The organism is Pseudomonas sp. NDM (genome assembly GCF_003105095.1).
Classification (GTDB): Bacteria; Pseudomonadota; Gammaproteobacteria; order Pseudomonadales; family Pseudomonadaceae; genus Aquipseudomonas; species Aquipseudomonas moraviensis_A.
On the sequence record NZ_QETJ01000041.1, the window covers coordinates 17565 to 35878 of the forward strand.

The 18314-nt window shown below is 59.5% G+C and carries 18 protein-coding genes; 3 read left to right on the top strand and 15 right to left on the bottom strand.

The window, feature by feature from the left end; genetic code table 11:
* Nucleotides 1–228: 228 nt before the first annotated feature.
* The 12 genes from DCO47_RS11450 to tssA form a co-directional block, all read right to left on the bottom strand.
* Entirely contained in the window at nucleotides 229–1749 is a 1521-nt protein-coding gene (locus DCO47_RS11450) for a sigma-54-dependent Fis family transcriptional regulator (protein ID WP_116658129.1), read from the bottom strand.
* 10 nt (nucleotides 1750–1759) lie between these two features.
* Nucleotides 1760–4417, bottom strand: coding sequence for a type VI secretion system ATPase TssH (tssH, locus tag DCO47_RS11455; RefSeq protein WP_083353837.1), 2658 nt, complete (start codon nucleotides 4415–4417; stop codon nucleotides 1760–1762).
* Between the two features lie 11 nt (nucleotides 4418–4428).
* On the bottom strand, nucleotides 4429–5436 hold the full coding sequence (gene tssG / locus DCO47_RS11460) for a type VI secretion system baseplate subunit TssG (RefSeq protein ID WP_056790879.1): 1008 nt from the start codon (nucleotides 5434–5436) through the stop codon (nucleotides 4429–4431).
* Nucleotides 5400–7187, bottom strand: coding sequence for a type VI secretion system baseplate subunit TssF (tssF, locus tag DCO47_RS11465; RefSeq protein ID WP_116658130.1), 1788 nt, complete (start codon nucleotides 7185–7187; stop codon nucleotides 5400–5402). Before tssF ends, tssG begins: the two co-directional genes overlap by 37 nt.
* A gap of 69 nt (nucleotides 7188–7256) precedes the next feature.
* Nucleotides 7257–7679 carry a hypothetical protein gene (locus DCO47_RS11470; RefSeq protein ID WP_042608089.1) on the bottom strand — a complete coding sequence of 141 codons (423 nt, stop codon included), beginning with the start codon at nucleotides 7677–7679 and terminating at the stop codon, nucleotides 7257–7259.
* A 7-nt stretch (nucleotides 7680–7686) separates the two neighbouring features.
* On the bottom strand, nucleotides 7687–8100 hold the full coding sequence (locus tag DCO47_RS11475; protein WP_064365134.1) for a hypothetical protein: 414 nt from the start codon (nucleotides 8098–8100) through the stop codon (nucleotides 7687–7689).
* A gap of 52 nt (nucleotides 8101–8152) precedes the next feature.
* Nucleotides 8153–9082 (bottom strand): DUF6402 family protein, encoded by a 930-nt coding sequence (locus tag DCO47_RS11480; protein ID WP_064365135.1) that lies wholly within the window; start codon nucleotides 9080–9082, stop codon nucleotides 8153–8155.
* A 12-nt stretch (nucleotides 9083–9094) separates the two neighbouring features.
* Nucleotides 9095–9619 carry a PAAR domain-containing protein gene (locus DCO47_RS11485; RefSeq protein ID WP_042608086.1) on the bottom strand — a complete coding sequence of 175 codons (525 nt, stop codon included), beginning with the start codon at nucleotides 9617–9619 and terminating at the stop codon, nucleotides 9095–9097.
* An 11-nt stretch (nucleotides 9620–9630) separates the two neighbouring features.
* Nucleotides 9631–10038, bottom strand: coding sequence for a type VI secretion system baseplate subunit TssE (gene tssE / locus DCO47_RS11490; protein WP_007920274.1), 408 nt, complete (start codon nucleotides 10036–10038; stop codon nucleotides 9631–9633).
* Between the two features lie 9 nt (nucleotides 10039–10047).
* Nucleotides 10048–11523 (bottom strand): type VI secretion system contractile sheath large subunit, encoded by a 1476-nt coding sequence (gene tssC / locus DCO47_RS11495; protein WP_016772499.1) that lies wholly within the window; start codon nucleotides 11521–11523, stop codon nucleotides 10048–10050.
* A 28-nt stretch (nucleotides 11524–11551) separates the two neighbouring features.
* On the bottom strand, nucleotides 11552–12055 hold the full coding sequence (gene tssB / locus DCO47_RS11500; protein ID WP_116658131.1) for a type VI secretion system contractile sheath small subunit: 504 nt from the start codon (nucleotides 12053–12055) through the stop codon (nucleotides 11552–11554).
* 32 nt (nucleotides 12056–12087) lie between these two features.
* The gene (gene tssA / locus DCO47_RS11505) at nucleotides 12088–13650 is read right to left on the bottom strand and encodes a type VI secretion system protein TssA (RefSeq protein ID WP_064365137.1); all 1563 of its coding nucleotides are present in this window, start codon (nucleotides 13648–13650) and stop codon (nucleotides 12088–12090) included.
* Between the two features lie 677 nt (nucleotides 13651–14327).
* Here tssA and DCO47_RS11510 point away from each other — a divergent pair.
* Nucleotides 14328–14684 (top strand): hypothetical protein, encoded by a 357-nt coding sequence (locus DCO47_RS11510; RefSeq protein ID WP_064365138.1) that lies wholly within the window; start codon nucleotides 14328–14330, stop codon nucleotides 14682–14684.
* A gap of 93 nt (nucleotides 14685–14777) precedes the next feature.
* Here the strand turns inward: DCO47_RS11510 and DCO47_RS11515 are convergent, their stop codons facing one another.
* The 3 genes from DCO47_RS11515 to DCO47_RS11525 form a co-directional block, all read right to left on the bottom strand.
* A complete protein-coding gene (locus DCO47_RS11515; RefSeq protein ID WP_003213368.1) occupies nucleotides 14778–15053 on the bottom strand; it encodes an HU family DNA-binding protein in 276 nt (91 codons plus the stop codon).
* Between the two features lie 190 nt (nucleotides 15054–15243).
* Nucleotides 15244–16392 carry an NAD(P)/FAD-dependent oxidoreductase gene (locus tag DCO47_RS11520; RefSeq protein WP_116658132.1) on the bottom strand — a complete coding sequence of 383 codons (1149 nt, stop codon included), beginning with the start codon at nucleotides 16390–16392 and terminating at the stop codon, nucleotides 15244–15246.
* 20 nt (nucleotides 16393–16412) lie between these two features.
* On the bottom strand, nucleotides 16413–16580 hold the full coding sequence (locus DCO47_RS11525; RefSeq protein WP_016772491.1) for a rubredoxin: 168 nt from the start codon (nucleotides 16578–16580) through the stop codon (nucleotides 16413–16415).
* A gap of 201 nt (nucleotides 16581–16781) precedes the next feature.
* Between DCO47_RS11525 and DCO47_RS11530 the strand changes: the two genes are divergently transcribed.
* Both DCO47_RS11530 and ubiA read left to right on the top strand, forming a co-directional pair.
* Nucleotides 16782–17342, top strand: coding sequence for a chorismate lyase (locus tag DCO47_RS11530; RefSeq protein WP_116658133.1), 561 nt, complete (start codon nucleotides 16782–16784; stop codon nucleotides 17340–17342).
* Nucleotides 17342–18232, top strand: a complete 891-nt coding sequence (ubiA, locus tag DCO47_RS11535) for a 4-hydroxybenzoate octaprenyltransferase (RefSeq protein WP_065616385.1) — start codon at nucleotides 17342–17344, stop codon at nucleotides 18230–18232. The genes DCO47_RS11530 and ubiA overlap by 1 nt, the downstream gene beginning before the upstream one ends.
* Nucleotides 18233–18314 lie beyond the last annotated feature (82 nt).

Below are 18314 nucleotides of genomic sequence, written 5' to 3' on the forward strand. Positions count from 1 at the left end.
TCATTGTTTTGCGAGGCTCTGAACCGGCGCCTGAAGCCATGCCAGGGAGGAGCGACAACCTCCTGTGGCGAGGGAGCTTGCTCCCGCTGGGCTGCGAAGCGACCCCAAAACCAGCCATCGCGGCGCTTCAGGACAATCGCGTTCACCGAGCTACGACTGCTGTGCAGCCGCGCGGGAGCAAGCTCCCTCGCCACAGGGAAGTTGTTCAGCTCAGGACACTTCTTCAGATCAACCATCGAAGTCTCCCAGATTGATGTTCAAGCGTCCCAGTCGATACAACAGCGTGCGTCGCGGCAGGCCCAGTTCGCGGGCGGCAAGGGTCTGGTTGCCATCGTTCTTGCGCAGGCAATCGAGGAGCAACGTGCGCTCGACCTGCTCCAGGCGTTCGCGCAGATTCAGGCCGCTGTTGTCTTCGGGCATCGGTTCCAGACGCAGGGAAAAATGCTCGGCGAGCAACTCGCCACCCTCGCAGAGCAACACCGCGCGCTCGACCAGTGCCTTGAGTTCGCGAACGTTGCCGGGGAAGGTGTAACTGCACAGATGCTCCAGCGCCGAATCCGACCAGCGCACCGGGTCACGCTGCAAAAACGTGCAGGTCTTCTCGGCGAAATGCCGGGCCAGATCGAGGATGTCGCCTTCGCGCTGACGCAGTGCCGGCAACTCGATCGGGAATTGCGCGAGGCGGTAGTACAAGTCCTCGCGGAACTTGCCTTCGCTGACCAGCACCGCCAGATCACGGTGCGTCGCGGCGATGATGCGCACGTCGATCTTGTGCGTGTCGTTGGAACCCAGCGGACGGATCTCGCCTTCCTGCAGCACGCGCAGAATCTTCGCTTGCAGCGACAACGGCATGTCACCGATTTCATCGAGCAGCAACGTGCCGCCATTGGCCGCGTCGAACAACCCGGCGCGATCGCGATCGGCACCGGTGAAGGCGCCTTTGCGGTAGCCGAACAGCTCGCTTTCGAGCAGGTTCTCCGGAAACGCCGCGCAGTTCTGCACGATGAACGCCTGGGAACGACGCGGGCCGCAATCGTGAATCGCCCGTGCCACCACTTCCTTGCCGGTCCCGGTCTCGCCCCGCAACAGCACGGTGTAAGGGCTGTGCAGAACCTTGCTGATCAGCGAGTAGGTCTGGCGCATCGCCGCACTTTTACCGATCAGGCCATAGCCGCTGATGCTCGGCACACTGCGTGTGGTCGTGGCCGATTCGGCCGGTGGCTGACGCAGGCGTTGCAGCAGATGCAGTTGGCCGAGCACGAACGAACCGAGCTGGCCGAGGGAATCGGCGAAACCCTGCAAGTCAGTGCGACGGCGACTGGCGCAGAGCAGCAAGCCCTCCACCGACTTGTGCTGATTGACCAGCGGCACGCACAACAGCGACTGCCACGGCGTGCTTGCCGCCGGCAGAAAACTGGTTTCGTGCAGGCTGCCGGCGAGGTCGTCGAGGCAGACCACGCGGTTCTGACACAGGGCGAACTGCAGCAGTTGCTCGCCGTTGTAATCGGCCGGCAGGCTCGCCGCCTGACGCGGTTGCAGCGCGCCGTCGAGGCACTCGGCGTTCATGCCCAGGCAGGTGTGGGTGGCGTCGAGCAGATACAGCTGGGTCAATTCGCAACCGCTCAGCTCGGCCAGGCCACGGACGAATTCACCCAGCAGCACAGCACTGTCCGCCGCCCGCGACAGACTGGCGAACTGCGCCAGCAACGCTTCGGCGTAGACCAGTGGCTGCGGCACCTGAGTGAACATCACGCCCACCTCAGACGAACTCGCAGGTCACGCTGGAGTTGCCGTCGAGCGTGGCATGCACACGCTTGAGGCTTTCGCCGGTCGCCATCGCGTCGAGCAGACGATCAGCCACCAGCGGCAGCACGTGCTGATCGAGCAGATGATCGATCAGGCGCGCGCCGCTTTCGCTTTGCGTGCAGCGCTCGGACAGGTGATCGACGAGGTTCTGGCACCAGCTGAATTCCAGCTGACGACGGCTCAGACGCTCGCCGAGACGGCCGAGTTTGATCTCGATCAGCTCGCGCAGCACCGGGCCGCCCACCGGGTAGTACGGCACCACTTTCATCCGCGCCAGCAGCGCCGGTTTGAAGTGCTTGCTGAGCACCGGGCGAATGGTTTCTTCGAGGACTTCGGCGGTCGGCCGTGCGCCGTTTTCGCAAAGGTCGCTGATCTTGTCGCTACCCAGGTTCGAGGTCATCAGGATCAACGTATTGCGGAAGTCGATTTCGCGACCTTCGCCATCGTTGGCCACGCCTTTGTCGAAGATCTGGTAGAACAGGTTGAGCACGTCCGGATCCGCCTTCTCGACTTCATCGAGCAACACCACCGAATACGGCTTCTGGCGCACGGCTTCGGTGAGCATGCCGCCCTCGCCGTAACCGACGTAGCCCGGCGGTGCACCGATCAGGCGCGAGACGGTGTGTTTCTCCTGGAACTCGGACATGTTGATGGTGGTGATGAAACGGTCGCCACCGTACAGCAGATCAGCCAGGGCTAGCGCGGTTTCGGTCTTGCCGACGCCGCTCGGGCCGACCAGCAGGAACACCCCGACCGGTGCATCCGGTTTGTTCAGACCTGCAGCGGTGGCGCGCATCGAGCGATCCAGCGCGTGCACGGCTTGTTCCTGACCGCGAATGCGGGTGCGCAGATCGGTGGCGAAACTGGCGACCTTGGCGTTGTGCTCGCGGGCCAATTGCGCCAGTGGCACACCGGTCCAGGCGCTGATCACTTCGGCAACCAGACGCGGACACACTTCGAAGCTGACCAGACGTTCTTTGACTTGCGCGGCAGTCAACGCGGCGTGGGTTTCATGCAGCTGGGCTTCCAGCGCTTCGACGCTCTGGCCTTCTTCAACCTCGGCGACCACGGTTTCAATCACCGTGCCTTCGGCATCTTCTTCCACGCTGACGGTCGGCTCGACGGCTGCGGCTTCGCGGGCCTTGGCCAGTTGCTGACGCAGTTCCAGCAGACGCTCGGCCAGTTCTTTCTGTTCGGTCCAGAGAGTTTCCAGCGCGACCATTTCCTCTTCGGCTTCGTCCAGACGCGCTTCCAGTGCCTCCAGCGCTTCGTGGTCGATCAGCAGACCTGCCTCGGCATCGCGGCGCAGGGCCTGACGCTGACGGCCGCCTTCAGCCAGTTCGCCACGCAGGCGCTCCAGACTTTCCGGGGCCGCAGCGAGGCTGATGCGCACGCGGGCGCACGCGGTGTCGAGGACGTCTACAGCCTTGTCCGGCAGTTGCCGACCGGCCAGGTAACGCGCGGACAATTCAGCAGCGGACACCACCGCGTCATCGCGCAGGTAGATGCCGTGGCTCTTCTCGTAGACCTGGGCCAGACCACGCAGAATGGTCACTGCTTCGCTGACGGTCGGTTCGTGCAATTGCACGGGCTGGAAACGGCGGGCCAGCGCCGGGTCTTTCTCGAAGTATTTCTTGTACTCGGCCCAGGTGGTCGCGGCGATGGTGCGCAGTTCGCCACGGGCCAGCGCCGGTTTCAGCAGGTTGGCCGCGTCTGAGCCGCCAGCATTGCCGCCCGCGCCGATCAAAGTGTGGGCTTCGTCGATGAACAGAATGATCGGTTTTGGCGAGGCTTTGACCTCATCAATCACGCCTTTCAGACGACGCTCGAATTCACCTTTGACGCTGGCGCCGGCCTGCAACAGGCCCATATCCAGCGACAGCAATTCAACGCCTTTGAGCACCTGCGGCACTTCACCAGCAGCGATGCGCGAGGCGAGACCTTCGACGATGGCGGTCTTGCCGACACCGGCCTCACCGACGACGATCGGGTTGTTCTTGCGGCGACGGGCGAGGATGTCGACCATCTGCCGAATCGCGCCGTCACGGCACAGCACCGGGTCGAGCTTGCCGTCGCGGGCCTGCTGGGTCAGGTTGTGGGTGAAGCGCTGCAACAGCGATTCGCCCTGCGCCGCCGGTTTGCCATTGGCCGCCGGTTGCTCCTGTTGCGACAGGGCAAATTCTTTCAGGCGATCAATGTTCAGTTTGGCGAGCAGCGGTTGATAGCGGCTGCCGGCGTAACGCATCGGGTTGCGCAGCAACGCCAGGATCAGCGCGGCGTCTTCGACTTGGGTCTGGCCCAGTTCGAGATTGGCCACCAGCAGTGCATCTTGCAGCCACTGCACCAGCTCCGGGGCGAACACCGGGTTGCGCGAAGCGCTGTGTTCGACTCGCGATTGCAATGCAGCGGTCAGTTCACCGGCGTCGACGTCAGCATCTTGCAACGCGCGCGACAGCAAGCCGTTCGGGCGCTCGAGCAAGCCCAGCAGCAAGTCTTCGACGAGGATCTTGCTGCCGCCCCGGGCGACGCAACGCTCGGCCGAACGCTCCAGATCACGACGGGTTTCGGCGTCCAGCGCCTGGATGAGTTGTTGCAGGTCTACGTTGATCATGGCTCACGTCCTTAATGAATTTTGCTGCCCAGGGTCACCACGCCGTCCGCTTTTTCGCGGCCCAGCCAACTGGTCCAACCGAGGCGACAGGCGTTCTGCTCACCGATGCGCAGTTCGCGGATTTCTTCCTGGCGCAGAACCAGGCGAATGTCGTAGTCGAGCGGGTCACGCAGGGTGAACCGCACCAGCGCGCAGAGCGGCTGGTAGCCGAAACCGATCGGCAGGAATTCATGGAATCGCTGCCAGTCGAGTTCGGTGATGTGAATGCGGAATTTGCCGCTGCGATCGCGCACGTGCTCGCCCAGCACCAGGTCTTCGCCGAGTACGCTGTTGGCGCGGCCCAAACGATTGCGCTGCTCGTCGAGAATTTCCACGCGGCGCTCGATGCACTGCTCGATGACCAGGTCTTCGTGCTTGAAGTAGTAACGCAGCACGGCTTCGATCAGCGCCGCCGAGTGTGCCCGCAAACTGAGCAGGCCGAGGTACGGCAGCAGGCGTTTCCAGTTGAGTTCCTTGGCCTTGCGGATCTCGTCGCCGCCCAGTCCGATCAGCGCAAAAAGTTGCGCCGAGAACGGGTCGATCGCGCCGCTCTGGAAGCTCGCGCGGTAACGGTACTTGCGCCAGATCGGCAGCATCAGCCGTTGCAGGCGATGGTGGAACAGGTCGAGAAAATTGCGCGTCGGGTTGCCGTCTTCGCTGTCGCCCAGAGCCTGTTCGCCGTAGAACGCCGGCAGCGGCGAACCGGAGCCGACCAGACCGATCAGGTTGAAACGCATGCGCGCGCGCATCTTGCCGTGTTCTTCGAAAAACTCCACGCGATCAACGTCGCTGCGCGGAAAACCCAGGCTCGGGTTGGCCTGGAACTCGACCTGGTCGTACAGATCGTCTTCGCTCAGATGCGGGTGTGCCTCGCGCAGCCGGTCGATCACCAGCAGCACGGCCTGAAACAGCGAGTACTCGCGTATTACCTTGGTCAGCCCGCTTAAAGCAGGGGCTGCAGGCCCATACGTGGTGTCCATTGGTACACCTCTCCCTGTGTGCTTTTTACCCGCAGCTCATGGAATGAATTGAGACTGGCGTAAAGCGCGAAAAACTCGTTGAGAACCGAAGCGAAGACGAACAGGTCGCCTTCGCCGATATAGCCTTCCGGGTCGATGGTCAGTTCGGTGCGCAAACCGCGCACCGGCAGACCGCGATGCAGTCGGTCGACGTGGTGATGCTTGATGTGCTTGAGGCCGCCGAGCAGGCGTTTGCTGACCTTTTCCGCGTGCTGGTCGTAGTAGCGCGGCAGGTCGTAGGTTTCCAGAATCACCTTCAACGCATTGACGTCCGCCAACGACAGATAGTTAAGCGACATGTTGCTGATCAGCTTCCACAGGAAGTCGCGGTTCAGCGGCGGTGCGAAGCTCGGAGTGGCCGGGGTGATGTTGCGGAAATTGAGGAATTCCGGGGTCTGCTCGCTGGCCATGCAGATGTCGCCGAGCTTGAGCTTTTTCGGCAGGTTCTGGTTGGTGCACATCAGCTCGATCGACAGGGTTTCATGGGCTTCGGTGTGGCGGATGCCGAAGCTCAGGTAAGTGTCGAGGCCGTCATGCAACAAGGACGAGCGCTGGCGAATGCTGTAATGCGGACGGCTGTTGGGCACGTCGAAACTCGGGTCGTGCTCGAAGGATTCGAACGGCACGTATTCCTGATAACCGAGGCCGCCGGGCTTCCAGCCAGTGACGGTTTCCACCGAGAACACACCGCAGTTTTCCAGGTCGTATTCCGCCGGCAGCAACAGGTATTCGTCCTGCTTGCCGTCGAGACGGATCGGCAGTGCGTCGTGCTCGAACAGATTGACGATCGGCGTGCAGAACAGCTTCACGTTATCGAGGGTCGGACGCATGCGCATGATGCCGCTCTTGCGAATGTCGAAACGCAATTCGAGGCCGCGCATCTGCTTGAGCGTGTCTTCCGGCAGCGCCTTGAGAATGTCCAGACCGTTGACGTCGACGAACAGGAACTTGTCCTGGAAGGCGAAGTATTCCTGCAGGTAGCGATAGCCACGGAAGGTGTTCAGCGGATACGGGATCAACGCTTCTTCTTCGGCAAAGCCCACCGGTTTCACCCGGTCACCGGGAATCTTGAACGCCATCGGCTTGCCGCTGACGCCATCAATCGCCTTGCCGGCGCCGTCGAGCGGGATCAGCTCGATGCCGTCGAGGTTGCGCAGCAGGCTCAGATAAAGCATCTGGCTGATGTAGCGCTCGCCGGCGAAGTGCAGGCGCAATTTGCTCAGCTCCAGTTCACCGAGATGGCCGTCGGCGCTCATTTCCAGACGCAGGCTGAGCAGCGAGCCGTCGCCTTTCACCGAATAATTCAGCGCAGCCAGATCCAGTGGCAGCACTTCGGTCGGGTAGCAGGTGCGGAAGCGGCAGCGCACGTCATCGATCGGCTTGCTCTCGATCGGCGTATCGCGCTCAACCAGCAGCGCCGGGCCGGAACGCTTGAGCGGATCAAACTGCAGAATGCTGAACGCCGGCAGCGGGCGCATGTAGTTCGGCCACAGCAGCTGCATCAGCGAATGGCTGAGCTCCGGCAGCTCGTCATCGAGCTTCTGCCGCAGGCGCCCGGTGAGAAACGCAAAGCCTTCGAGCAACCGCTCCACATCCGGATCCCGCCCGGCCTGCCCCAGATACGGCGCCAACGCCGGACTACGCTCGGCGAAACGGCGACCGAGTTGGCGCAGTGCGGTGAGTTCGCTTTGGTAGTAGTGGTTAAAGGACACGGGGTACCTGCCTGGTAATGGAGCTCATGGAATTACCGACCTGTGAATTACGTTCAACGCCCGACTTGGTCATTGGATTGCACCTGCAGGCCGACTTGGCTGAATGCGACCTGTGATGTTTCGCAAAGCCCAGCGCAACTCGATGACTTGAGTGGTGAGGATCGCCAGCAACGTGACGCAACCTTGGGCCACGCCGTAGAACAGGGCTCTTAACGGGTTGTCGGGTAGCATCCAGAGCAGGATGAAGCCCACCATCAGAAAAAGGATGACCAGCTTGGCAACCAGATTTGGAGTCAGCGCAACGATCAGATTGACGCCCAGAAAAATGTAAAACAGTGAGTAAGTCGCAATTCCGATGGCGACGCCATGGGAGGTAAATCCGCCGTTAAAAAGCTTGTAAGCATGCACAACCGCGTAATTCAAAAATGCATAAGCCACGCATCCGAGGGCGTGGGTTAATAAACATAGGTCGAGACGGACGTAGCTGTTCATACTGCTATCAGTTTTCCAGAATCTCGTAGGGTGTATTACTGATGAAAATATTCAGCCAGCTTTCTTCCCATTGCGGCATGGAAATTACAAAAGCCTTATCTTTCTTTTCGAAGGAGATCCAAGTAATTCCAACCTCAGCATCATCTTCAAATGTACGCATATCCAATGACTGAGTATCATACAGCGGGGTTCGATATACCTTTTCTGGCTCTTTTGAATCGATAACTCTTAAATACGCCATACCACCAAGCATGAAGATCCTGCCGACACGTACATTCTCAATTGTGTAGCGGCCCGAGGGACTAGCTGTAGTTGTACTTGCAGGATAATCCAGCATTGCGTTCAAGCAATAAACGAGCAATGCAATAAACACCAAGAGCAAACTGATAGGCACTAGCCATTTCTTTTTAAGCGTAGTCATTTTTTCGCCACACCCAGTTCGACAGCGGATTGTACACGAGTAAAAATGCGCATCATTTATTCCAAACATTAATAACTGTCACGGGAACGTTTTGATATTGAACATCAGACAAAACCTGGAAATCACCGCCTTTTTTAAATTCCATCCGATATTTTACAAAGTGAGAATTTGTAATATAGAAATAACGCGAGCTTTCTATTTCCCTAAACATCGCCTGAGAATCTTCCGCACTGATATAGGGGTTTGAAGCGATGTCTGACTTCATCTGCGCTGCACCGGTATTTGCGGTGGCCGCATAGGCAGGGTTGGCTATACCATCAAAGTTCCAGAACCCCAATGGCTGACTGAAATTGTCATCCGGTGAGTCATTGAAGTCATACGCGTCCTCAGCATAAAACCCAATTCGCTCCACAAACAGCTGAATGCTATCTACGGAAATCACCAGTTTTCCTTCTGGAAATACGCGGACATTAAAGTTTGCCAGCGCAGCTCGCAACTCATCAGTCTTGTCTATCAGGCCAAATTTAACTGCTCGACTATTACTGTATCCAAACTCTTCAACCTTCCTGGCGCTCGCAAACTTAAAAGGATAGACACCCGGCGCCGAGCCAAGATACTTATCTTTAATCTTCTTGCTTATATTATTACGACCTGCAGTATTATCCCAAGCAGACTTAAGCTCTTCAATGACAGCTTTCGCAGGTTCAAACTGCATCAACCAGTCCATTTTTACGATAGTGTCATTCACGTAGGCGATGTCAGCAAGAGCAATATGGTCTTTGACCTCTTTACTCATCGCACCATCGGCGGTTGGCCATGGCGCGCCATCAAACCAGTGGCGCATAAGCTTCGCAGCAACTGGCCATTTCATCTTATCCATCGCATCAGGTATATCTGTGATTTTGAATTGACGGACAGCTGCAGACTTACCAGTTTGGTTACTGGCCGGCGTCAGACTTGATGCTATTTTCGTATCCGCCATAACAAAATCCTTTTATCCAATTACGACTTCAGATTGCTGTTCAATAGTCAACTCATAGGACTCCGCTATAGAGGACGAGATTTTTTGCGTCTTCCCGTCGGCTCCCGTGACCCCACTGATAACTTTCCCCGAGGCTGTTTTGAAGCTGTATGCCACTCCCGCCAGTGGCTTCCCAGAGTCCTGACAATTGATGACGTAGTGCTCGTTAAACGGCCATTTGATCTCCACCGGCAACGGCGGAACAAACGGCGCTGGCGAATGCGAATTGCCAATAATCACCGTCCCGGACCCAGCCGTAACCTTGTTGCCATGGGTCCCCACCGAATCAACCGTGGCGGCCGGTTTGCCGTTGATCAAAACGGTAGTGGCAAGGTCGCCGACCAGCGCACCACCACACGCCGAGGCATCGCCTTGGCGGGCGGCCGCGAGGCCGTCGAAGAATACGTCGCCGGAACCGGCGGCGATCGGGTTGGTGCCGTGGCCGGGGAGCGGGCAAGCGGTGGGGTCGGATACGCGTGCTGCGGGTTTGCCAGACATCGGGGATCTCCTTAAGTGACCTTGACTTGACCGCTGCCATCCAGGCGCGCGGAAAAACTGACCTGACGCTTGAAACCCTCGACTTCCAGCAGGCCTTCGATACTGAAGGCCAGGCGCAGTTGATCGTGGTCACGCGGCAGGGAAATGACACGCACATTGCTCAGGCGTGGCTCGTAGGCTTCGATGAAGTTTTCGATAGCCAGACGGGCCTGACTCAGGGAGTCGTGCAGGCTCAGACGCATGTCATTGAGATCGGGCAACCCGTAGTCGGCGAGCGTTTGCACGCTGCCGGCCCGGGTGCTGAGCATTTTGGCCAGATGGGCAGCCACTGACGCCATGGCACAAGCCTCAAGGCTGTTGCCCTTGCGTAGTTGTGCGTCGCCATTGAGGCGTTCGAACAGGCTGCCGTATCCGTCCATGAGTCGCTCTTACTCTTTGTCCAGCTTGCCAACCAGCGACAGGGTGAAATCGGCACCCATGTACTTGAAGTGCGGACGCACGTTCAAGCTCACGCGGTACCAGCCCGGCTCGCCTTCAACGTCGCTGACGATCACTTGCGCAGCGCGCAGCGGACGACGGCCACGCACTTCGGCGCTCGGGTTTTCCTGGTCGGCAACGTACTGACGGATCCACTTGTTCAGTTCCAGCTCGAGGTCGGTACGCTCTTTCCACGAACCGAGTTGCTCGCGCTGCAGCACTTTCAAGTAGTGAGCCAGGCGGTTGACGATCATCATGTACGGCAGTTGGGTGCCGAGCTTGTAGTTCAGCTCTGCCGCCTTGCCTTCTGCGCTGATGCCGAAGAACTTCGGCTTCTGCACCGAGCTTGCGGAGAAGAACGCCGCGTTGTCGGAGCCTTTGCGCATGGTCAGGGAGATGAAGCCTTCCTCGGCCAGTTCGTATTCACGACGGTCGGAAACCAGTACTTCGGTAGGAATCTTGGTTTCGATTTCACCCATGCTTTCGAAGTGGTGCAGAGGCAGATCCTCAACCGCGCCACCGCTCTGCGGGCCGATGATGTTCGGGCACCAGCGGAATTTGGCGAAGCTGTCGGTCAGCTTGGTACCGAACGCGTAGGCCGTGTTGCCCCACAGGTAGTGCTCGTGGCTGTTGGCAACGGTTTCCTTGTACACGAACGATTTGACCGGGTTTTCTTCCGGATCGTACGGGTTACGCAGCAGGAAACGCGGCACGGTCAGGCCAACGTAACGGGAGTCTTCCGAGGTACGGAAGCTCTGCCATTTGGCGAATTGCGGGCCTTCGAAGTGGTCTTTCAGATCTTTCAGATCCGGCAGGCCGGTGAAGCTTTCCAGGCCGAAGAATTTCGGGCCGGCGGCAGCGATGAACGGCGCGTGGGACATGCACGAAACGCTGGCCACGTACTGCATCAGCTTGACGTCTGGCGAGCTTGGCGACATGTAGTAGTTGGCGATGATCGCGCCCACCGGCTGACCACCGAACTGGCCGTATTCAGCGGTGTAGATGTGCTTGTACAGGCCCGACTGCATGACTTCCGGCGAATCTTCGAAATCGTCCAGCAGGTCTTCTTTCGAGACGTTGAGGATTTCGATTTTGATGTTTTCGCGGAAGTTGGTGCGGTCGACCAGCAACTGCAGGCCACGCCACGAGGATTCCAGCGCCTGGAAATCCGGGTGGTGCAGGATCTCGTCCATCTGACGGCTGAGCTTGGCATCGATCTCGGCGATCATGCGGTCAACCATGGCCTTCTTGACCGGCTCACCGTTGTTCTGCGGCTTGAGCAGCTCTTCGATGAACGCCGACACGCCGCGTTTGGCGATGTCGTAGGCTTCGTCGTCCGGAGTCAGACGGGTTTCGGCGATGATGCTGTCGAGAATGCTGTATTCGCCGCTGGCGGCGCTCTTCTCTTGTGCTGCGCTAGTGCTCATTGTGTTGGCTTCCTTGGCTACTGGAGTCTCAGGCGTCCGGGGCTGCGGCGTTCAGGCCCAGCTCACCGAGTACGCTACCGCGGGATTCGTCGTCGGCGAGCACGCCTTCGATCGCTTTACGGAACGCAGGTGCGTTACCCAGCGGGCCTTTGAGGGCCACCAGCGCATCGCGCAGTTCCATCAGTTTTTTCAGCTCAGGCACTTGCTCGACCAGGCTGGCCGGGTTGAAGTCCTTCATCGAATTGACGCGCAGTTGCACGCCCAGCTCTTCAGTGCTGCCTTCTTCCTGCAGACGGTTCGGCACGTTCATCGTCAGGCTGAGCTCTTGCTTGGCCAGCACTTCGTCGAAGGTCATCTTGTCGATGCTGATCGGCTTGCGATCTTCGATCTTGCGCTCGTCCTTGCGGTGGGTGTAGTCACCGATTGCCAGCAGTTTCAGCGGCAGTTCAATCTCTTCCTGAGCACCGCCGGTGGCGGGTTTGAAGGTGACGTTGATGCGTTCCTTGGGGGCTACCGAGCCTTCTTTGGCCATGGCTTTTCTCCTTGCGGTTGTGGCCCTGGGGCCTATTCGAGTACCACTTCGAGGTCGAGGTGGCACAGCCTGCGATAAATCTCTTCCTTGCGTTCACGTACGGCATGGTTCTGCGGCAACAACTCGCAGCAACTGTGCAGCAGGTGCAGCACTTGCAACGCAAGCTCCGGCTCCCAGGCGTGCAGGCCTGAGTCCAGTAATGTCTGATCGAGGGTTTCGAGCTGGTTCTTGGCCAGTTCGTATTTCTTGGCCAGGAAGCACAGCCGCGCGAGGGCGAACTGCCAGAAAAAGCGTTCGCGCCCGCCGAAGGCTGATTGCAGACCCTGCTTGAGAATCTGCACGGCGGGTTTCAAACCTTCCTTGCGCAGGATCGGCTGGACGTCCTCGAGGGCTTTTTCCCAGGCCGGCTGGGTTTCGACGTTTTCGCTTTCGACCTTGCGCGGTGCGCTGGCGCTTTGCAGGTGCGGCATGACGTTGGCGGCGATCCACGCCCGGGTGGACGGATCGGCAAACGGCGCGCCGTCATGGAAGCGCAACTCGATGATGCCCGGCAGGCGCTGAATCAAAAGCGCGAAGTGGATTTCCACTTCGCGCATGGCCAGCTCGGCGTTGAGGTTCTGCAGACATTCCCAGACCATCCTCTGGCCATCGAACCAGAACGGCGCCTTCGCCAGGCTCGCCTCCAGTTCCACCAGCAGGTCGGCGTATTTACCCTGATCGAAGCGGTCCTGATAGAGCTTGAGCTTTTCCAGCGGCAGGCCGCGCAGTACGGTGATCTGCTCGGCGTTGCGCTCGGGCACCGCATCAATGGTCATCCACAGCAGCGTACGGTTCAGGCGCAGGGCGCGCAGGTCGGTGGCCTTCTGCTTGAGCCACCAGGCGCACAACGGACGGGCGCTTTCCTGCTGCGCGCGCAGGGCTTTGTGCGCATCGCGTTCGTTGTCGATCGGCGCACCGGGGGCGAGCAATTGACTCGCGGCCTGCTTGACCTGCGCCACCGCCGCACCCACCACGCCGGGGGCCGGCTGGTTGTCGGCTGCGCGCTGGATCATGGTTTTCAGGCGACGGGAGATCGGCAGCAGCAGCGGCGCGTCATCGCCCAGATGTTCGGTGCAGGCAGCCTCGAGGCCGGCCAGGTGCTCAGAGAGCTGCCGGAACATCGGCAACTGCTCTTTGATCGCAATGTTTTCGGTGATGACCTGCTCGAGACGCGGCACCAGCCAGCCGATCGCGGCGGCACGGGTGCGGGGTTTGAGCGGGTGGACGTCGGCCCAGTGATTTTCCGACAGATGGTGCAGCAGACCGAGGCCGGCGAGCAGCCCCGGAAAGGATTCGCGCTGATACAGCGACCACGTCAGCCAAGCGCCGACACGCAGATCCTTGGATTGGGTACGCAGCAGGTTTTCGCTGTTTTCGCGGATTTTCAGCCAGTCGATCTGCCCGCTTTCGTGCATCGACGAAGCTTTGGCCAGCTCACTTTCCAGCGCCTCGAATTCGCTCGAGAAACGAACGTCTTCGCCCGCGAAATTCTCTTTGGAAACAGAGACTTTTGCGAGTTCGAGGTAATGGGCGGAAAGTTTGCTTGAGTAGGACATCCATGGCCTTTAGTAAGGATTACAGTCAGACGCGCGAATGGAGTTCAGCAACGCGGGACAGTATCGAAGAGCAGTGAAGCGACTCATCCAATTGAGATGTGCTCTTTCAAGTGGGCGCATCGTAATCACTATGATGGCCACTAGCAAGCATCTGATTAAACAACAAGACGAAGTGTTCAGTGGGCTCTGTAGGAGATCGCCCTATATGTCACAGGGGTTTCCCTGAGGCCGCTTATTAATCAGCGCATTTTCCCTGCTCCCGCCAAACCATTGACCCAGAGCCTCCCGCGGTAGCCGGGCGAGTTTACCGGACGCTCGCATCCTCGAGCGGCGTGCAGCATGCCAAATTCAAAAAAAAATAGAAGTAGGACACTTCCGAATGACTAACGGCATATTTCAACCAATCGTTCGCGACAACGAGCAGTTCAAAAAGTGCCATCACAATGATGGCATCTTGCTTATTGAAACTTCATTCTGCAACAAATACGCCCTCGCATTGCAACGTCGATAGTTATCGGTGCGGCTTTTTTATAAGCTATCGCACTTAATGGCGGGAAATACTCTGATAAAAGACAGGGATAATTCTTACAAAGATTCATATCTTGCAGGGGATTGGCTCCGGAGCCGGGCACAAGCAAATCCCCCCCTCATGAAACGCAGGTCAGGAGCTTTAACTCATGGAATTGAAACCTCTGTTTTTCGCAGCGCTCATGTGGCTGCCCATCACCCAGGCGTCAGCGCAAACCCCACCATTGGACGGCCATTATTATCTGACCGGCGCAATGGAAATGGGCGCTGAGTTGCTATTGCGCAAGGACGGGACGTTTGACGCGGGTATGGCGTATGGCAGTGCCGATGGTTTTGCCAAAGGCACCTGGAAAGTAGAGAACCAGACAGTGTGGCTGAAAAGCCAGACCAAACCCGCTTCCGACAGTGATCTGGGCGGGCTGTTCCAGGACCTGCAATTGGCGATCGAACCAAACTGTCTGGCCGTGGATTTCGGCAACGGCAAGGCTTGCTTCCGCCGCCAGTAAGTCATCAGGCAACCACAAAAAATGGGCACCCGACCGCAATCGGTGTGCCCATTTTTTGCGGTTCTCCCCGTTATTCAGGGAAGTACGCCGCCATCAAGGATTGACGCTGTCTTTCAACGATTTGCCTGGCTTGAACGCAACGGTGTTGCTGGCCTTGATCTTGACCGGTTCGCCGGTTTGCGGATTTTTGCCGGTGCGGGCGCCGCGGTGGCGTTGCAGGAAGGTGCCGAAGCCGACCAGCGTCACGCTGTCCTTGCGGTGCAGGGCGCCGGTGATTTCTTCGAGGACGGCGTTGAGGACGCGGTTGGCCTGTTCTTTGGTCAGGTCTGCCTTTTCGGCGATTGCAGCGGCGAGTTCTGGTTTACGCATTAGTGAAGCCCCTTTGACGGTTTTTTGTTGTTATGTCCGTGCTGTTCTCGTTGGAACAGCGCCCAAGGCGCCGCAGGCTCTACTCTGCGGCAGACGGGAGTGAGAATGGCACGCCGCCAACGGCGGCGCCAGTCTCCCCAAGAGCTTTGTCGGGGCAAAAGAGCGGTGATTACGACAGAACGACCGGCATTTACGCCAGCAGCGGCGGCAGCTGTTTGTTCAAGGCCAGTTTTTCCATGACGGCCGCCCCAGTCAGGGCGTATCCGAGCAACCGACCGTCGGCACTGTGGCATAGCGCTTTGATGTCGGCGCCCTGCCCTTCGACGCTCCATACACCCTCGCTGCCCCGTGGCGGCGGCGACACCACCAGCGGGCATACCGGGGTTTTCACGGTGATCGGCATCGGCCCGTAACTGACCGCGGTCGGGTTTCCGGCGAGGGTTTGCGCCAGCGCCCGAGCGCAACTCATCAGCGGCATCACGTAGAGCAGATTGAGCCCGTCGACTTCGGCGCAGTCGCCCAAGGCGTAGATGTTGGCGTGGGACGTCTTCAGGTAACGATCGACCATCACACCACGATTGATCTGCACGCCGGCAGCCGCCGCCAGATCGATCCGTGGGCGCAGGCCGATCGCCGAGACGACCACATCGCACGGGATGATCTGGCCGTCGGACAGGTGTGCTTCCAGGCCATCGGCGACTTTCTCCAGCCGGGTCAGCACCGGGCCGAGATGAAACTTCGCTCCGATACTTTCCAGCCCGGCCTGCACGGCGGCCGCAGCGGCGGGATGCAAGAGCATCGGCATGACCTGCTCGCACGGCGCGACCAATTGCACCTCGTAGCCGCCAAGGATCAGGTCATTGGCAAATTCGCAGCCAATCAGCCCGGCCCCCAGCAACAACACCCGACGCTTGCCCGCCGCGGCGGCACGAAAGCGCGCGTAGTCTTCGAGATCGTTGATCGGAAACACCAGATCGCTGCCGTCGCCTTCGATCGGTACGCGCACGGTTTCCGCACCCCAGGCAAGGACCAGGTCGCGATAGGGCACGGCTTCTTCGCCGATCCACAAGCGTTTATGGCCGGCGTCGATGCCGCTGATGCGCGTGTGGGTGCGCACTTCGGCCTTCAACTGCTCGGCCATGGCGCCGGGTTCGGCCATGCTCAGGCCGTCGGCGTCCTTGTTCTTGCCGAAACCGGTGGAGAGCATCGGCTTGGAGTAAGAGCGGCCGTCATCGGCGGTGATCAGCAACAGCGGGGTTTCGCTGTCGAGCTTGCGAAACTCCCGGGCCAGGTTATAGCCCGCAAGCCCGGTGCCGATGATGACGACTGGTGCGCTCATGCCTTACTCCTTGTGTGTTTTCAGTTGATTTCGATCATTTCGAAGTCCATTTTGCCGACGCCGCAGTCGGGGCACAGCCAGTCTGCCGGTACGTCTTCCCAGCGGGTGCCCGCCGCGATGCCGTCATCCGGCCAGCCATCGGCTTCGTTATAGATCAGGCCACAGACGATACATTGCCACTTCTTCATTCAGGTACTTCCTCAGGGTTCAGGCGTAGTGCCGGCGCGGATGGTCGATGGGTGCTGCGCTGCCATCCGGCTCAGGGCGTTTTGTACTGAGGGTGCCGGGCAGATGCAAGCCTGTTCGGCGCAACGGCGGCCGGCGCCACTCGATCTTGTCGCCCGCCATGGTAAGCTCGCCGCCTCATTTGCGGCCAATAATGACTCATTGTGCAACATTCAAATGCCTGCCTCGCCCCGCTCTGGCTGAGCCAGAACCGCCTGACGCCCCGCCCCGATCCGCTGACCCTCGACTGGCTGTTCGACGAAGGTTCGCTGACCCGCCGTCTGACCCGTTTGTCCGAGGATGGCTTCAGCGTGTCGCCGTTGTTCGAAGGCTGGGACACCCTGCGCGCTGACGAATGCACAGCGCTGGATCTGGCCGAGGGCAGCGAAGGCTGGGTGCGTGAGGTGTATCTGCGCGGTCATGGCGAAGCCTGGGTGTTTGCCCGCAGCGTCGCCTCGCGCGCGGCCCTGCAAGGCGATGGGCTGCACATGGATGAACTGGGCAGCCGCTCGTTGGGCGAATTGCTGTTTTGCGATCAGGCGTTCCAGCGTCGCGCGATTGAAGTCTGCCACTACCCTGAACAATGGCTGCCGTCAGCGGTGAGAGCCCCTGAGCTGTGGGGCCGGCGTTCGCGTTTCGATCGTGGCGCGCTGAGCGTGCTGGTCGCGGAAATCTTCCTGCCGAGCCTGTGGGACGCCGCCCGCGCCCACCCGGAGAACTGCTGATGTATCAGAGCCTGCTCAAGTCCCTCAACCGTCTGAACCCGCGCGCCTGGGATTTCGTTCAGTTGACGCGCATGGACAAGCCGATCGGTATTTACCTGCTGCTGTGGCCGACGCTGTGGGCACTGTGGATCGCCGGCAAGGGTTCACCGTCGCTGGCCAATATCGTCATCTTCGTCCTCGGCGTGGTGCTGACCCGCGCCGGCGGCTGCGTGATCAATGACTGGGCCGACCGCAAGGTCGACGGCCACGTCAAACGCACCGCACAACGGCCGCTGGCCAGCGGCCGGATCAGTTCGAAAGAAGCGCTGGTGTTCTTCGCCGTGCTGATGGGCATCAGTTTTCTGCTGGTACTGTGCACCAACGCGCCGACCATCTGGCTGTCGCTCGGCGGTCTGGCGCTGGCGTTCACTTATCCGTTCATGAAGCGCTACACCTACTACCCGCAAGTGGTGCTGGGCGCGGCGTTTTCCTGGGGCATGCCCATGGCCTTCACCGCCGAGACCGGCGAGTTGCCAGCGGCGGCGTGGCTGCTGTGGATCGCCAATCTGCTGTGGACGGTGGGCTACGACACTTATTACGCGATGACCGATCGCGATGACGACCTGAAGATCGGCGTGAAATCTACGGCGATTCTGTTTGGCGAGGCGGATCGAGTGATCATCCTCAGCTTGCAGGCGCTGTCGCTGGGCTGCCTGGTCCTGGCCGGGTCTAAGTTCGAACTGGGCGTCTGGTTCCACCTTGGCTTGCTGGCGGCGGCCGGGTGTTACGGGTGGGAATTCTGGTACACGCGGGATCGCGACCGGATGCGTTGCTTCAAGGCGTTTTTGCACAATCACTGGGCCGGGTTGGCGATCTTTGTCGGGATCGTGCTGGATTACGCACTGCGTTAAATACAACCCCTGTAGGAGTGAGCCTGCTCGCGATAGCGGTGTGTCAGTTGACGAAAGCATCGACTGACACACCGCTATCGCG

Coding starts and splice junctions, on each gene's coding strand:
- DCO47_RS11450 (WP_116658129.1), bottom strand. CDS start 1,749: ATGTTCACTCAGGTGCCGCAGCCACTGGTCTACGCCGAAGCGTTGCTG.
- tssH (WP_083353837.1), bottom strand. CDS start 4,417: ATGATCAACGTAGACCTGCAACAACTCATCCAGGCGCTGGACGCCGAA.
- tssG (WP_056790879.1), bottom strand. CDS start 5,436: ATGGACACCACGTATGGGCCTGCAGCCCCTGCTTTAAGCGGGCTGACC.
- DCO47_RS11470 (WP_042608089.1), bottom strand. CDS start 7,679: ATGAACAGCTACGTCCGTCTCGACCTATGTTTATTAACCCACGCCCTC.
- DCO47_RS11475 (WP_064365134.1), bottom strand. CDS start 8,100: ATGACTACGCTTAAAAAGAAATGGCTAGTGCCTATCAGTTTGCTCTTG.
- DCO47_RS11480 (WP_064365135.1), bottom strand. CDS start 9,082: ATGGCGGATACGAAAATAGCATCAAGTCTGACGCCGGCCAGTAACCAA.
- DCO47_RS11485 (WP_042608086.1), bottom strand. CDS start 9,619: ATGTCTGGCAAACCCGCAGCACGCGTATCCGACCCCACCGCTTGCCCG.
- tssE (WP_007920274.1), bottom strand. CDS start 10,038: ATGGACGGATACGGCAGCCTGTTCGAACGCCTCAATGGCGACGCACAA.
- tssC (WP_016772499.1), bottom strand. CDS start 11,523: ATGAGCACTAGCGCAGCACAAGAGAAGAGCGCCGCCAGCGGCGAATAC.
- tssB (WP_116658131.1), bottom strand. CDS start 12,055: ATGGCCAAAGAAGGCTCGGTAGCCCCCAAGGAACGCATCAACGTCACC.
- tssA (WP_064365137.1), bottom strand. CDS start 13,650: ATGTCCTACTCAAGCAAACTTTCCGCCCATTACCTCGAACTCGCAAAA.
- DCO47_RS11510 (WP_064365138.1), top strand. CDS start 14,328: ATGGAATTGAAACCTCTGTTTTTCGCAGCGCTCATGTGGCTGCCCATC.
- DCO47_RS11515 (WP_003213368.1), bottom strand. CDS start 15,053: ATGCGTAAACCAGAACTCGCCGCTGCAATCGCCGAAAAGGCAGACCTG.
- DCO47_RS11520 (WP_116658132.1), bottom strand. CDS start 16,392: ATGAGCGCACCAGTCGTCATCATCGGCACCGGGCTTGCGGGCTATAAC.
- DCO47_RS11525 (WP_016772491.1), bottom strand. CDS start 16,580: ATGAAGAAGTGGCAATGTATCGTCTGTGGCCTGATCTATAACGAAGCC.
- ubiA (WP_065616385.1), top strand. CDS start 17,342: ATGTATCAGAGCCTGCTCAAGTCCCTCAACCGTCTGAACCCGCGCGCC.